The following is a 14,106-nucleotide window of genomic DNA, read 5'->3' as shown; positions in this document are numbered from 1 at the left end:
CAGAAAATAACGAATATGGGGGAAGCAGACTATTCTTAATCCAAGTCAACTAGGCGATATCTCCGCTCTGCAGGAGCTGTGCGAGCGGGCCGATGCCATCACTCTGAAATTAAACTGGAGCATGCTGAAGTCCCGTCCTGCGGACGCAAAGCTGGACTTTTTTCATTATTCCGGCGATATGCTGACCGGTTTTCTCGCCTTATATCCGCTCGGCGGCGGTCTCGAGGTATGCGGCATGGTACATCCGGATTACCGGCGTCAGGGAATATTTACGAATCTATGGAAGGACGCCATCCGCTCGGCTAACGTTTCAGCCTATAAGACCGTCCTTCTGAATACCCCGGCTTCCTCTTCCAGCGGCATAGGCTTCATCGAGTCCCAAGGAGGGGTGTTCTGCCATTCGGAGTATCAAATGAAATGGCATGACGACGGCCAAACTGTCACGGAAGCGGACCCGTCGGTCCAACTGCAAAGCGCAGAGCTTGCCGACATGGAGGACATCATCGCTATCGATCAGGAAGGATTCGAGATGAGCCGGGAGGAATCGGCTGAAATCTACTCCTCGCTGCTGCAGGAATCGGGAACCCGGCCGCTCATCATTAAACGGGATGGGGTTACCGTCGGCAAGGTATCTCTTGAAGATACAGGATCCGATACGTGGATATACGGCTTTGCGGTGAAAGCATCTGTTCGGGGTCAGGGGATCGGCCGCAGCACATTGATGCTCATCGTATCCGAAGCGATAGCCCGGGGGCGAGACATATGGCTGGAGGTGGCGGTTCAGAACCCCAATGCGCTCCGGCTGTATGAGTCCTGCGGCTTCAAAGTGATGAGACAGCAGGACTACTACGAGTACATGGCGTCCCAATAATCGCCACAAGAAAAACCGGCTGCGCTTGGCATGTCCAAGGCGCAGCCGGTTTATTGCGTTGTGCGGGGCAGGATGGACTGGGGTTTACACCCGCTCCGCATTCAGCTTGGCTTCCATCGATAGAACGGCCTGGAATTCGTAGACCAGCGCCCCGTTATCCGCTACCCGTAAATGGACCTGACCCTTGCGGCGCATCGCTTCCAGCGCCTCGCCGGCCTGCTCCATGCTGAGCGCCGTATTCAAGGCAACGTCCGCAGCGGTCAGCAGGTTCTCCTGCTCCGCAGCCAGGTGGAGAATGCTCTTCTCCATCTCGGGGGTGATCTCCATCCATGCTCTCGCTTTTTTCGTTTTCGTGCGCAGTATAAGTCCGATTCCAAGCGGAAGCACGGCGAAGACAAGAAAGCCAAACCAATCCTTCGTGCCGCCACGGACCGCCAGATTGACATAAAGAATGCCGCAAAACAAGCCAAACAAAGTGAGAATCCACGATATTTTCCGTCTGCTGCTCACCGGCAAGTCCTCCTTTCGCGAGGGGTTATCTTTATTATACCTTTACCCGCCCCGAGTATGAAGAAAGTGCATTGTATGTACGAAATGTTGTACAATATAAGCTAAATGAAATTAAAGAACAGAAGGATGGAATGCATTCATGTATGTAGCACGCGATTGGCAGGATTATGAATTGATTGATACCGGGGACGGGGAAAAGCTGGAGCGTTGGGGAGACGTCATTCTCCGCAGACCCGACCCGCAGATTATATGGCCGCTCACCAACGAAACGGGGCAGTGGCGCCAAGTTCATGGACATTACCACCGAAGCTCTTCGGGCGGCGGCCAATGGGACATGAAAAAGCTGATCCCCGACCGCTGGACCATTTCCTACGACAAGCTGAAGTTCCATATCCGCCCTACCAACTTTAAGCATACCGGTTTGTTCCCCGAGCAAGCAGCCAACTGGCGCTGGATGATGGACAAGATTGCCGGGGCGGGCCGGCCGATCCAGGTGCTGAACCTGTTCGCCTATACCGGCGGAGCCAGCGTGGCGGCAGCTTCCGCAGGTGCCCATGTCGTCCACGTCGACGCCGCAAAAGGCATGGTTCAATGGGCCAAGGAGAACCTGCAGCTGTCCGGCCTCGGGGACCGTCCGGTCCGTTTCATAACGGACGACGTGTTCAAATTCGTGCAGCGCGAACAGCGCCGCGGCAATAAATACGATGCGATCATCATGGACCCACCATCCTACGGCCGTGGACCCGGCGGGGAAATGTGGAAGCTGGAGCAGAGCCTCTATCCTTTCGTCGAGAGCTGCATGAGCATTATGTCGGACAACCCATTGTTTATGCTCATTAATTCGTATACGACCGGTATTTCGCCGACCGTACTGCATAACATCCTGTCCATGACGGCAGCCCGCCGGTTTGGAGGAAGCATTTCCTGCGGCGAGCTCGGACTGCCGATTACTGCCTCCGGACTGAATCTGCCGTGCGGTATTTTGGGAAGATGGGAGTCTTAAACCATGAGCAGAGCCGATGGTCAGGACGTCCGCATTCCGATTTTGTATGAGGACAATCATTTATTAGGCATCGTGAAGCCGGTCAACGTTCCTACGCAGGAAGATGCCTCCGGGGACGCCGATCTGGTCAGCCTGCTCAAGGAGGACATCAAGATCCGGTATAACAAGCCCGGCAACGTATTTGTCGGCCTGGTGCATCGGCTGGATCGTCCCGTCGGCGGGGCGATGGTGTTTGCCAAGACATCCAAGGCCGCCTCTCGGCTGTCGGAAACGGTACGCTCCCGCAAGTTCCGCAAAGTTTACGCGGCCGTCGTACACGGGAGGCTGCCTGCGCCGACAGGTAGCCTGAAAGACTTCCTGCTCAAGGATGCCAAGACCAATACCGTGTCTGTGGTGAAGCCAGGAACATCCGGCGCGAAGGAAGCGCTGCTGGATTACGAAGTGATCGCAGAGGCGGACCGCTATAGCTTGGTCAAGGTGGAGCTACATACCGGCCGGTCCCATCAGATTCGGGTTCAGATGAGCCATGCCGGCTGTCCGCTCTACGGCGATCAGAAATACGGCAAAGGGCTCAATAAGCCGGGGCAGCAGATCGCCCTGTGGTCTGTCATCGTCGGCGTTCCTCATCCCATCACAAAGGAAGAGATCGTTCTTGCCTCACTTCCGCCTGCAGAGCATCCCTGGAATTTGTGGCCGGAAGCGACCCTGAACGCTTTGACGGACAAGGAATCATAATTCATCCCGCCCGGCGGCTGTAATCGGCCGCAACAGTATAAAAGCCGGAGAGCCCTGCATATGCAGGCTCTCCGGCTTTTTTATGATTTTAATAAGAATAAGTTCTGCGGAACTGACAAAAGACGGTAACGAACCAACTTCGGCATTATGCCGGCATCCAACGTCTGTCTCGTTGGCCATTCTTTTTCCCGTCAGTTTCTTGTCAGCACCAGCATAGAGGATGCTCCGCGCTGGAACTCGTAGTCCGACGGCCGTTCCTCGGCTGACCATCCGTTTCCAGCGGCGAACGTCAGCAGCTTCCCCATGTCCTCGTACCTGCGGCTGCTCTGGTCCACCAGCGGAAAAATCCGGATTTCCTTCTTCGTCACCCGCATCAGCTCACCCACCGTCTGCTCATGAAACGCGTAATCCAGCTTGTCGCTGTACATAAACAAAAAATGCGCCGACAGCGTCATGTCAAACTGCCGGTCTGCAAAGGGCAGCACCGGCAAAACCGCGGCAACGTATCGCTCAGGATGCTGTTCCATATCCTCGACCGTGGCGGTCAAGGCCATTGTACGCTCGCTGCGGAGCCCCTCGGGACCGCCGAATTCGTCCCACCGGTACTGATCGCCCAGGCTCTCCACATGCTGCACCGCATGTCCGATATCGAGCCTTCCCTTCGCCTCAAGTGCCGCAGGATCAAACTGATAGGCTATATCCGCAGCAACGGCTTCAATGCCGATCTGCCTCGCTTTGGCCGTAAACGAGCATGCCCCACCGGGGCAATCCAGGACGGTTCGTCCCTTCAAGTCCTCGGGCTTCAAATTAAACATCCGCAAATATTCGTCATAGGTTCTACCGATGAAGACGATCCGCTCCAGCCGGATGTCCCCCGCATCCCCTTCGGAAAGGCTAAACTGATCACGGCTTGGCTCCTCATCGGCCAGCCCTCTGCTTGTCATCCCTGCTGCGGTACCTTGTTCTGCGGTACGCTCATTCTCGTCAATCTCTGCTCTTCTCAACTCTTCTCGGCTCATCTCCAGGGCCACAACCTTTCTGCTCACATCTTAATCCCAACAGGATTTCACAAATTGTATCCGCCAGAGCCCCATGTTGTCAATATCCCCCTTGGTGTCAAGACGCGCCTGATGTGCTTTCGCACCGAGTGCCGGCTTACTGCTTCGATAATGCTGCACAAAAAAAGACGGGCGCTGCAGTGATGGCAGCAGCCCGTCCGGCTTGTCTTGGAATCCATGCTATTATTCAAAATGATAAGTCCAGAACCGCTCTTGGCTGAAGCGCTCCAGCACGGCTTTATCCAGTTCCGACTGTCCGCTCGTCTCCCAGCGGAACTGCGACTGATGGGCGCGGATCGAGGCAAACTTCTGCGGCAAATAATCGCGCACATCCACGAAGACATCCGGTTTGCCAAGGATCTTCTCGCACCCGTTAGAGAACGCCAGGCAGTGCACTTTCGGCCGCTCTTTCTTCGGCATGGCCGTCACGGTCCGGATAACCGCGGCTCCGGTCGCGTCGTGGTCCGGATGAACGGCGTAACCCGGGTAGAACGTGATGATCAGCGACGGCTTCACTTCGTCAACCAGCGCGCGCAGGCGGCTGGTGAGCATCTCCTGATCCTCAAACTCCACCGTCTTGTCATGCAGACCCATGAGGCGAAGATCCTGGATGCCAATCGCCCGGCAGGACTCCTCCAGCTCCTTCCGGCGCAGCTCAGGAAGCGTCACGCGGTTCGCCAAGATGGGATTGCCCATGTTGCGGGCCATTTCCCCCAGGGTTAAACAGGCGTACGTCACCTGGGTTCCGGCCTGAATATGCTTAGCCAGCGTCCCCGACGTGCCGAACGACTCATCATCGGGGTGGGGAAACACCACAAGGATATGTTTTTCCATATGTCTAACCTTCTCTCTCGTTAAAATGGTTGGCGGCTCAGCTGAAGCGCCACGACGAGCTTGCCGTCGCTGTCATGTCCGGCCATGATCAGCCGATCCGTTTCCGTTTCTTCAAAATGGGTCAAGCCTTGGGAATAAACCCAGCCCTGCTCCATCTTGAGGCCGACCCGGTAAGGGCCAAAGCCGGCGATGGAGCCCTGCGAATATCGGACGACGCCGTTATGAATAAACGTCGATGCGGTAAATTTGGAAGAATCGTTGTGTGAAGCGTAAGCACCTGTTGTCATTTCAAGGTGTATATAAAGGTCCTGGTTTTTCAATGAATCTAGCATCTCCTGGACCATGCCGGGATTGATCAGCTGCATATTCCTTCCCCCATTCTGATAGCGTCTAACTGCAACAATATTTATTATAATTCAAAACAACCGGAAATCACAATCAAACCCGTAGATTTAGTCATCTTGGGCGGAAGAACGAGCGTGGCAAAGTCCAAAAATATGCATGACGAAAAAGGAAAGAAGCTGCCCGGGACAGCTTCTTCAACACATGACGTATTTATTGCCGTTTAATCGGCCAGTTCCTTGCCTTTGGTTTCCTTACCAAGAAGCAGCACTCCGATTGCACCGATCAGCACAATAACAAAAAACATGCCGAAAATGGTATCGATGCTGATGCCCTTGCCAACCATCACGCCTACGAGCAGCGGGGCAATGACGCCGCCGACCCGGCCGACCGATGTGGCCAGCCCCACGCCGGTGGACCGCACCCGGGTCGGGTACAGCTCCGGCGTATAGGCATACATGCCGCCCCAGGCACCGAGGTTAAAGAAGGATAAGCAGATGCCCGCGGCAATCAGCATGCCTTCTGTGTCTGCATAACCGAACCACAGCGCACTCAGCGCCGTCAGCGTCAAATAAGCAACCATAACGAACTTGCGTCCGAACTTCTCGATGAAGTAAGCCGCGGTAAAATAACCGGGCAGCTGGGCAATCGTCATGATCAGCACGTATTCAAAACTTTTGACCAAACTGAAGCCTTTGAGAACCATGACCGACGGCAGCCACAAAAACATGCCGTAATAGGAAAACACGACGGTAAACCACAGAATCCACAGCATCAGCGTGGAGCGGCTGTGCTCTTTAGCCCAAATCGACTTGAATTTGGTCCCGAAGGACAGCTTCGAGACGCTTGCCTGCTGTTCCTTGAAACGCGGCGCATCTTCGATGGATTTGCGTAAATATATGGCATATAGCGCAGGTAAAGCCCCGATGACAAACGCAATCTGCCATCCGTACTTCGGAATAACGAAGTACGACACCAGCGCAGCGACCAGCCATCCTCCCGCCCAGAAGCTCTCCAGCAGGACGACGGCTCTGCCGCGGTCGCGTGCCGGCATCGACTCCGAGACGAGCGTTGAAGCCACTGGCAGCTCGCCGCCAAGACCGATGCCGGTAATAAACCGCAGCAGGCACAGCACGGCAAAGCTTGCGGCCAACGCGGACAAGCCGCTCGCCACCGAAAAAATGAGCAGGGTCCACATCAGGATCGTCTTGCGTCCGAACCGGTCAGCCATATAACCGGCAGCAGCCGCTCCGATTACCATGCCGACGGAGTTCATGCTGGTCAGGACCCCGACCTGCTGCGGTGACAGCTTCCATTCGACCGTTAATGCCGTTACGATAAACGATATGATGCCGACATCCATAGCGTCGAACAACCAGCTGAAGCCGGCGCTAAAGAGCAGCTTTCTTTGCTTGGGGTGCCGCAAAAGCTCTAACTTACTCATCCATGATGACTCCTCTTGAAGAAATAATAGGGATATAAGCATCGTTATCCATACGATGCCCTAAACGGCGCCTTCCAACACGCCTGGCCCGGTTTAGGCCGTGATTTTGCCCAATAGATACACCAGCAGCTGCTGGTTGTGAAGCGAGATTCGGCTCAGCACGCCGGACAGGAACGCATCGCGGATCTGCAGACCGCGGAGCACTTCGTTCTTGCCCTTTTCCGAAATGGACACCCATACGATCCGCCGGTCGTTCAAATCCCGCTCACGCTGGATCAGCCCGTTCTTCTCCATACGGTCCAGCAGCATGGTGACCGCGGCAGGGCTTGTCGCCAACAGCGGGGTCAAGTCCGAAGGCTTCATCCGTTCCTGATCGCTCAGCACTTCAAGCACGGTTAGCTGGGACTCCGTCAGGGCCGGGGCGAGCTCGTTTTCCATATGTAATTTGTAATCTTTGCTTAGTTTAGACCACATTTTCGCAAATTCGGAAGTCTGCACTGTATATCCTTCCTTTCGCTCAGTATCTTGTAATCGCCATGATTTACATGATTAAGTTTCGCGCAATTTAAAGCAATTCCTTCTTCACCATGAAAAATTTCTTTGTTTGGTTCGTGAAAACTGTGTAAATTTACAGGAAAAACATCCCCTATAACGCGGCTCCGATGGCCTTCCCGTGCCCATTTAGAACCTTTTCGGGGAGCCACGAAATTTTTAAAAATTTTCGGTTAAAAACAAAGGGCATCCCGCAGCCCGGGATGCCCTTTCAGTTATTGATTTTATGATTTGGACTCCGTCCGGCTCGGTTCGGAGCCGGTCACGAGCAAATCGATAATCTCGTCCTTCTTCTCCACATGCACGAGCAGCTTTCCGATCGATTTCCGCTCGGCGAGCGGCGCCTGCTCCGAATTAAAGCTGAAGCTTTGGCCGGCCTGGGTCATGGCCGTGATCTCGAGCGGCTCGCGGCAATAAAACGCTCCTGCGATGCGGGTTCCGTTCGGCTTCACTCGCTTACCTTCCTTGAACTCGAACGTAGCCAGTCCCTTGCCGCCGCGGCTCTGCGGCAGATAGTCCGCCAGCAGCGTCCGTTTGCCGTAGCCCAGATCCGTCAGAGTGAGGATTTCGCCTTCGTCCTCTTCCACCCACAGGGCGGATACGACCTCATCGCCTTCCTTGAGCTGAATTCCGCGGACCCCGGCGGATACGCGGCCCATCGCATTAACCTCCTGCTCCTTGAAGCGGATGCTCATGCCGTCCCTGCTGACCAGCAAAATGTCTTTGTCGTTATTGCTCATCGTTACCGAAAGGACCGCATCGTCGCTGCCGACCTTGCAAGCGGCAACCGCGCTGGAGCGGTTTGTCATGTATTCTTTCAGCTCCGTCCGCTTCACTTGGCCCTTACGGGTCACGAAGACGAGCGATTTATCGGGCTGGTCAAAATTGTTGACAGGGATGGCCCCGACGATCTCATCTTCCTTCGCCAGGTTGATGACGTTGACGATCGCCGTTCCCGGGTCCTTCCACTTGAACTCCGGCACCTGATGCACCGGCAGTAGGAAGAATTGGCCACGCTGCGTAAAGATCAGCAGATTATCCAGCGTGTTGACCTCCAGCACCCTGTTGACATAATCGCCTTCCTTCACCCCGGAGCTGTCCAGCTCCCCGCCGGAACGCGTAAACGACAGCATGCTCGTCCGCTTGATGTATCCATCGTTGGACAGAGTTACGAGCACATCCTCCGAGCTGACCATGACTTCCAGGTTGACCTTGATTTCCTCAACCTCGCCCTGGATCGAAGAGCGCCGGTCCACGCCGTACTTGTCGCGGATTTCGAGCAGCTCCTTGCGGATCAGCGCGATCAGCTTCTTGTCGCTCTCCAGAATCGCCTGGTACTGGGCGATCTTCTTATGCAGCTCGTCCAGCTCCTTCTGCAGTGTCGTGATCTCCAGGTTGGTCAGACGGTACAACTGCAGGGTCAGAATCGCATCGGCCTGACGCTCCGTAAACCCGAACATCCATTGCAGGTTGTTCTGCGCATCCTGGCGGTTGCTGGAAGCCTTGATGGCCGCGATGACTTCGTCCAGAATGTTCAGCGCCTTGACAAGACCTTCGAGCACATGGGCTCTCGCCTCCGCCTTCTCGAGGTCAAACTGCGTCCGGTAGGTCACGACCTCGCGCTGATGCTCGATGTAGGCTTGCAGCATCGCTTTCAGTCCAAGCTGCTGCGGCGCCTTGTTGACGATGGAAACCATGTTGAAGTTGTACGTCACCTGCAAATCGGTCTTCTTAAGCAGATACGCCAGAATGCCCTGGGCATCCGCTTCCTTCTTGATTTCGACAACGATGCGCAATCCTTCGCGACCGCTTTCGTCACGAACCTCCGAAATTCCCTCGATTTTTTTCTCGAGTCGAATATTCTCCATTTGTGTCACCAGACGCGATTTGACGACCTGGTACGGAATTTCGGTAATGACGATTTGCTGCTTGCCGCCGCGCAGAAACTCAATGTCCGCTTTAGACCGGAGATAAATCCGTCCCTTGCCTGTCTGGTACGCTTCCTTGATGCCGTCTCCGCCCATGATCAGGCCGCCCGTCGGAAAATCGGGACCTTTGATAAAGGTCATAATCTCGTCCAGTTCGATTTCCGGCTTCTGCATGACGGCGATGCATGCGTCGATCACCTCGCGCAGGTTGTGCGGCGGAATCTCGGTTGCAAAACCCGCGGAAATGCCGCTGACCCCGTTGACCAGCAGATTCGGATACCTGGAGGGAAGAACGACCGGCTCCTTGGCGGTATTATCAAAGTTGTCCTTGAACTGCACGGTGCGCTTCTCAATATCCCGCAGCAGCTCCATGGCGATCGGCGACAGGCGGGCTTCCGTGTACCGCATCGCTGCGGCCGGGTCATCGTCAATCGAACCCCAGTTGCCGTGACCGTCCACCAGCACATGCCCCATCTTCCAAGGCTGGGCCATCCGGACCATGCCGTCATAGATGGACGCATCCCCGTGGGGATGATAGTTGCCCATGACGTCCCCGACGGTTTTGGCGGATTTGCGGTAAGGTTTATCCGGTGTGTTGCCCGAATCGTACATCGCGTACAGAATCCGGCGCTGAACAGGCTTCAGGCCGTCCCGCACGTCGGGAATAGCCCGGTCCTGAATAATATATTTGGAGTACCGGCCAAAGCGGTCGCCGACGACCTCCTCCAGAAAGGCCGGCAAAAATTGTTCCGATAAGCTCATCCATTCACCTTCTATTCCTCGAACTCTCTAAAGTCCACGTTTTCCACGATCCAGCGCTTGCGCGGATCAATCTTGTCGCCCATAAGCGTGGAGACGCGCCGTTCGGCCTTGGCGGCATCCTCGATCTGCACCTGCAGCAGCGTTCTGGTGTCCGGGTTCATCGTCGTTTCCCACAGCTGTTCGGGGTTCATCTCGCCCAGTCCCTTGTAGCGCTGAAGCTCGTAGTTTTTACCGAATTCTTTTAAATAGTTTTGCAGCTGCTCGTCGTTATATGCATAACGGATCGTCTCCAGCTTGCCGGACTTCCGCGTAATTTTGTACAGCGGAGGCTGAGCGATATACACTCTTCCGGCATCGATCAGCGGCTTCATGTAACGGTAGAAAAAGGTCAGCAGCAGCACTTGAATGTGCGCACCGTCCGTGTCTGCGTCGGTCATAATAATAATTTTGGAGTAATTGCTGTCTTCGATTTCAAACTCGTTGCCGATGCCGGCCCCGATGGCGGAAATGATCATCCGGTATTCTTCGTTCTTCATAATGTCGGCGAGCTTCGCCTTCTCCGGATTCATCGGCTTCCCCTTCAGCGGAAGGATTGCCTGAATTTTGGAATCCCGGCCCTGCTTGGCCGATCCGCCCGCAGAGTTCCCTTCCACGACAAACAGCTCCGTACGGGTAAAATCCTTCGACTGCGCCGGCGACAGCTTGCCGCCCAGATTCGAACTCTCGCTGCGCTTCTTGCCGCTGCGCATATCGTCGCGCGCTTTCCGCGCGGCTTCCCTCGCTTTGGAGGCCTGAATCGCCTTTTTGATCAGCGTCTGGGCCACCTGCGGATTTTCCTCAAGGAAAATCTGCATTTTCTCCGACACGACCGCATCGACGGTGCTCCGCGCGGAAGCGCTGCCGAGCTGGTCCTTGGTCTGGCCCACGAATTCGACCTCGGCCATCTTAACGCTGATGACCGCCATCATGCCTTCGCGCAGATCGTTCCCCTCAAGGTTTTTGTCCTTTTCTTTCAGCAGGTGATTTTTGCGGGCATAATCGTTCATCACGCGTGTGTAGGCCGTTTTAAAGCCTGTTTCATGCGTACCGCCGCCGCGAGTCGGAATCGAGTTGACGAAGGAGGCGATCGTTTCGGTATATCCTGCGTTATACTGCAGGGCGACCTCGACCTCAACGTCTTCCTTTTCCCCGTAAAAGTGAATGACGTCATGCATGACGTCTTTGCCTTCGTTCAGAAATTCGACGAACTGGCTGGCGCCGCCTTCATAGAAAAACTCGTCCTGACGGTCCGCACGCTCGTCCTTCAGGACGATCCGCAGCCCGGAGTTCAAGAATGCAATTTCCTGAAGCCGTTCGGCGAGGGTATCGTAAGTTACGTTGATACCGCCCTGAAACACACGCGCGTCAGGCTTAAACGTCACCTTGGTGCCGGTCTTGTTCGTATTGCCCAGCACTTCCAGGCCGGTCACCGGCTCGCCGACGTGCTCCTTGCCTTTCTTGTCCTGCCAATATTCAAAACGCATCCGGTGGATCTTGCCTTCCCGGTAAATTTCCACCTCAAGCCATTCCGACAGCGCGTTGGTCACCGAAGCGCCTACTCCGTGCAAACCGCCGGACTTCTTATAACCCGATCCGCCAAATTTGCCGCCGGCATGCAGGATCGTATAAACGACCTGCGGCGTAGGGATACCCGTCTTGTGCATTCCTGTCGGTATCCCCCGCCCGTTGTCCAGAACGGTGATAGATCCGTCTTTGTGTACCGTAATTTCGATTCTCGTGCAGTATTTGGCTAAATGCTCGTCTACAGCATTATCAACAATTTCCCATACCAGATGATGAAGTCCGGATGAGCTGGTGCTGCCAATATACATACCTGGCCGTTTGCGAACCGCAACCAGGCCTTCGAGCACTTGAATGTCGTCAGCATCGTATCCGGTTTGGCCGTTCGGGCCGCCCTTTGATGACTCTGCAAACATATCGATCTGCTCGACCATTCATGCTCCCCCTTTGTGTATCTTTATGTAGGATGAATTTCATCCAAAATGCAAACAGATGTTTTGTTATCCTTGTCCATTTTAATTCAAGATATCCCTTTTCGTAAAGACAAGGAAAGAGATTGCAATCGCAGCAGCCCCCCAAACCGTCAGCACGATGAGTGAAAACGTCAAGCTCATGCCCTCGATCGGCGCCGGCGTGCCCGACAGGTAATTGGTCAGCTGCAGGTTGACCATAAATAAATATTTGGCGCTGTTCCATGCGGACGCCATGTTCGTCAATATTGAGCCGGCAATCAGAGCCGCCATCATGACGACGATACTGGCGGCGGTGCTGCGGACAAGCACGGACACCATAAATGCGAGCACCCCGACGACAAGGCTGACGAACCAGGCAAGACCCGCCTGCATCAGCAGGTATTCCCACTGTGGAACGGCATGAACGGCGGACATATCCACCTCCGAGCCGCGGATAAGAAAGCCGGTGAATACCGGAATCGTAAAGCCTTTGTAGCCAAATACCGCGCCCGAAATCAAATAAGTGATGATGACCGTCGCCACGACGATTAACGAATTGTACATGACCAGCGCGATCAATTTACTGAGCAGCACCTTCCACCTTTTAACCGGCCGGGTCAGCAGCATTTTGATCGTGCCCGATGTCCTCTCGCCCGATACGATATCCGAGGCGATCGCCATTACCAACAGAGGTATGAACAAGGAAATGGAGTTGTCCAGAAACTCGCGGGTAAAGGTGACGCCGTTCGGCTCGTTCGGGTTCACTTCATGGTCCAGATAATACTGCAGCTGCTGGATAAAAATTTTCCGGAACTTTTTCCATTCGTCCGGAACGCGGTCGCTGCTGAGTGAATTTTCATTATCGGTGATCTGCTGCTGAACTTCAAGCCGCCAATCGCCGTGAAACTTATCGCGTGTCCGTTCGGCCGAGCGCATCTGGGCGTAGGTGAACATGGGCACCAGGACGACAAGGATCAGCAATACGACATAAAACCGTTTCTTTTTGATGATTTTGATCGTTTCGTTTTTGACCAGCGGAAGCAGGTTAATCAATGCTCTCACCTTCCGTCATTTTGAGGAACAGCTGTTCCAGAGTCGGATTAATTTTATGCACGCCCTTGACTTCAATCCCTGCTGAAACGAGCTGTCTGACGATGGAGGCGACATGCTGTTCGTCCATCCGGGTCACGATCGCTTCCTGCCCCATACCGGCGATGATGGCGTCATCGAGCACCTCTTCGGCGTCCGTAATTACCTCTACGCCTGCCTGCCGGCTGAGTAAGGACCTGCCTTCTCCTACGGAAGAGAGATCCCATATGATATATTGGGCATTTTCCGATACCAGCTCTTCAACAGGACCCACGGCCAGTACGCGCCCCTTGCTGATGATGGCCACCCGGTCGCACAGCAGCTGGATTTCACTCAGCAGGTGGCTGGACACAAATACGGCGAGCCCTTCATCGGCCAGCTGGCGGATAAACTGTCTCAGCTCCTTGATTCCTTTCGGATCGAGCCCGTTGGTCGGCTCATCCAGGATCAGCAGTTTGGGCCGTCCCAGAAGGGCTTGGGCGATTCCAAGCCGCTGCCTCATCCCGAGCGAATACGTGCTGACCTTGTCATGAATGCGCTGGTCGAGCCTGACGATGTCAACCACTTCCTGGATACGCTGACGGTCTATGCCGCGCTGCATCCGGGCAAAATGCTCGAGGTTCTCCCATCCTGTCAAATAAGTATACGCCTCCGGGTTTTCGACGATCGAGCCTACAAACCGGAGCGCCTGCTCCTGATTCTTGTTCACGTCGTATCCGCACACCCGGATGGTACCGCTGGTCGGCTTGATCAAATCCACCAGCATGCGGATGGTCGTCGTTTTGCCAGCCCCGTTCGGGCCCAGAAAGCCGAACACTTCGCCCTCCCGAACGTCGAAGGTGACATCGTGAATGATCCACTTCCGTCCGATCTTCTTCTTCACATGCTCCACCGACAGAACGACGTCATCCTGAGATTTCAAGATGCTTCCTTCAGACATATGCGCGCCTGACGCCCCTTTCCCGC

At 54.9% G+C, this 14,106-nt stretch carries 13 protein-coding genes; 3 read left to right on the top strand and 10 right to left on the bottom strand.

Translation table 11 applies throughout. From position 1 onward, the window contains the following. Nucleotides 1-121 precede the first annotated feature (121 nt). Nucleotides 122-871, top strand: coding sequence for a GNAT family N-acetyltransferase (locus IAE55_RS07905; RefSeq protein WP_200631579.1), 750 nt, complete (start codon nucleotides 122-124; stop codon nucleotides 869-871). Between the two features lie 84 nt (nucleotides 872-955). Here IAE55_RS07905 and IAE55_RS07900 read toward each other — a convergent pair whose 3' ends face one another. Next, complete coding sequence (locus IAE55_RS07900) at nucleotides 956-1,381, bottom strand: hypothetical protein (RefSeq protein ID WP_200631577.1); 426 nt, start codon at nucleotides 1,379-1,381, stop codon at nucleotides 956-958. Between the two features lie 139 nt (nucleotides 1,382-1,520). On the opposite strand from IAE55_RS07900, the gene IAE55_RS07895 reads away from it, so the two are divergent. After that, nucleotides 1,521-2,384 carry a class I SAM-dependent methyltransferase gene (locus IAE55_RS07895; protein ID WP_200631575.1) on the top strand — a complete coding sequence of 288 codons (864 nt, stop codon included), beginning with the start codon at nucleotides 1,521-1,523 and terminating at the stop codon, nucleotides 2,382-2,384. A gap of 3 nt (nucleotides 2,385-2,387) precedes the next feature. Further along, nucleotides 2,388-3,119, top strand: coding sequence for an RluA family pseudouridine synthase (locus IAE55_RS07890; RefSeq protein WP_200631573.1), 732 nt, complete (start codon nucleotides 2,388-2,390; stop codon nucleotides 3,117-3,119). Nucleotides 3,120-3,310: 191 nt separating this feature from the next. Here IAE55_RS07890 and IAE55_RS07885 read toward each other — a convergent pair whose 3' ends face one another. From IAE55_RS07885 to IAE55_RS07845, 9 genes are all read right to left on the bottom strand, one after another. After that, the gene (locus IAE55_RS07885; protein WP_325168612.1) at nucleotides 3,311-4,165 is read right to left on the bottom strand and encodes an SAM-dependent methyltransferase; all 855 of its coding nucleotides are present in this window, start codon (nucleotides 4,163-4,165) and stop codon (nucleotides 3,311-3,313) included. Between the two features lie 195 nt (nucleotides 4,166-4,360). Next, a complete protein-coding gene (gene bshB2 / locus IAE55_RS07880; RefSeq protein ID WP_200631571.1) occupies nucleotides 4,361-5,011 on the bottom strand; it encodes a bacillithiol biosynthesis deacetylase BshB2 in 651 nt (216 codons plus the stop codon). A gap of 20 nt (nucleotides 5,012-5,031) precedes the next feature. After that, a complete protein-coding gene (locus IAE55_RS07875; RefSeq protein WP_076170972.1) occupies nucleotides 5,032-5,376 on the bottom strand; it encodes a YojF family protein in 345 nt (114 codons plus the stop codon). Nucleotides 5,377-5,576: 200 nt separating this feature from the next. Next, nucleotides 5,577-6,797 carry an MFS transporter gene (locus IAE55_RS07870; RefSeq protein ID WP_200631570.1) on the bottom strand — a complete coding sequence of 407 codons (1,221 nt, stop codon included), beginning with the start codon at nucleotides 6,795-6,797 and terminating at the stop codon, nucleotides 5,577-5,579. Between the two features lie 93 nt (nucleotides 6,798-6,890). After that, complete coding sequence (locus tag IAE55_RS07865) at nucleotides 6,891-7,295, bottom strand: MarR family winged helix-turn-helix transcriptional regulator (protein WP_076170968.1); 405 nt, start codon at nucleotides 7,293-7,295, stop codon at nucleotides 6,891-6,893. A gap of 278 nt (nucleotides 7,296-7,573) precedes the next feature. Continuing rightward, nucleotides 7,574-10,039 carry a DNA gyrase subunit A gene (gene gyrA, locus IAE55_RS07860; RefSeq protein WP_145158583.1) on the bottom strand — a complete coding sequence of 822 codons (2,466 nt, stop codon included), beginning with the start codon at nucleotides 10,037-10,039 and terminating at the stop codon, nucleotides 7,574-7,576. Between the two features lie 11 nt (nucleotides 10,040-10,050). Then, complete coding sequence (parE, locus tag IAE55_RS07855) at nucleotides 10,051-12,033, bottom strand: DNA topoisomerase IV subunit B (RefSeq protein WP_145158582.1); 1,983 nt, start codon at nucleotides 12,031-12,033, stop codon at nucleotides 10,051-10,053. A gap of 81 nt (nucleotides 12,034-12,114) precedes the next feature. After that, nucleotides 12,115-13,104, bottom strand: coding sequence for an ABC transporter permease (locus tag IAE55_RS07850; RefSeq protein ID WP_145159463.1), 990 nt, complete (start codon nucleotides 13,102-13,104; stop codon nucleotides 12,115-12,117). Continuing rightward, entirely contained in the window at nucleotides 13,097-14,080 is a 984-nt protein-coding gene (locus tag IAE55_RS07845; protein ID WP_145158581.1) for an ABC transporter ATP-binding protein, read from the bottom strand. The genes IAE55_RS07850 and IAE55_RS07845 overlap by 8 nt, the downstream gene beginning before the upstream one ends. Nucleotides 14,081-14,106 lie beyond the last annotated feature (26 nt).

The organism is Paenibacillus sp. S28 (genome assembly GCF_016624415.1).
GTDB lineage: Bacteria > Bacillota > Bacilli > Paenibacillales > Paenibacillaceae > Paenibacillus_AQ > Paenibacillus_AQ favisporus.
This window is presented reverse-complemented; position numbering and strand designations above follow the sequence as displayed.

Bases quoted from the DNA above. Each gene is read 5' to 3' on its own strand.
- IAE55_RS07870 (WP_200631570.1), bottom strand. From the start codon at position 6,797: ATGAGTAAGTTAGAGCTTTTGCGGCACCCCAAGCAAAGAAAGCTGCTC.
- IAE55_RS07905 (WP_200631579.1), top strand. From the start codon at position 122: ATGCTGAAGTCCCGTCCTGCGGACGCAAAGCTGGACTTTTTTCATTAT.
- IAE55_RS07890 (WP_200631573.1), top strand. From the start codon at position 2,388: ATGAGCAGAGCCGATGGTCAGGACGTCCGCATTCCGATTTTGTATGAG.
- bshB2 (WP_200631571.1), bottom strand. From the start codon at position 5,011: ATGGAAAAACATATCCTTGTGGTGTTTCCCCACCCCGATGATGAGTCG.
- IAE55_RS07875 (WP_076170972.1), bottom strand. From the start codon at position 5,376: ATGCAGCTGATCAATCCCGGCATGGTCCAGGAGATGCTAGATTCATTG.
- IAE55_RS07895 (WP_200631575.1), top strand. From the start codon at position 1,521: ATGTATGTAGCACGCGATTGGCAGGATTATGAATTGATTGATACCGGG.
- parE (WP_145158582.1), bottom strand. From the start codon at position 12,033: ATGGTCGAGCAGATCGATATGTTTGCAGAGTCATCAAAGGGCGGCCCG.
- IAE55_RS07845 (WP_145158581.1), bottom strand. From the start codon at position 14,080: ATGTCTGAAGGAAGCATCTTGAAATCTCAGGATGACGTCGTTCTGTCG.
- gyrA (WP_145158583.1), bottom strand. From the start codon at position 10,039: ATGAGCTTATCGGAACAATTTTTGCCGGCCTTTCTGGAGGAGGTCGTC.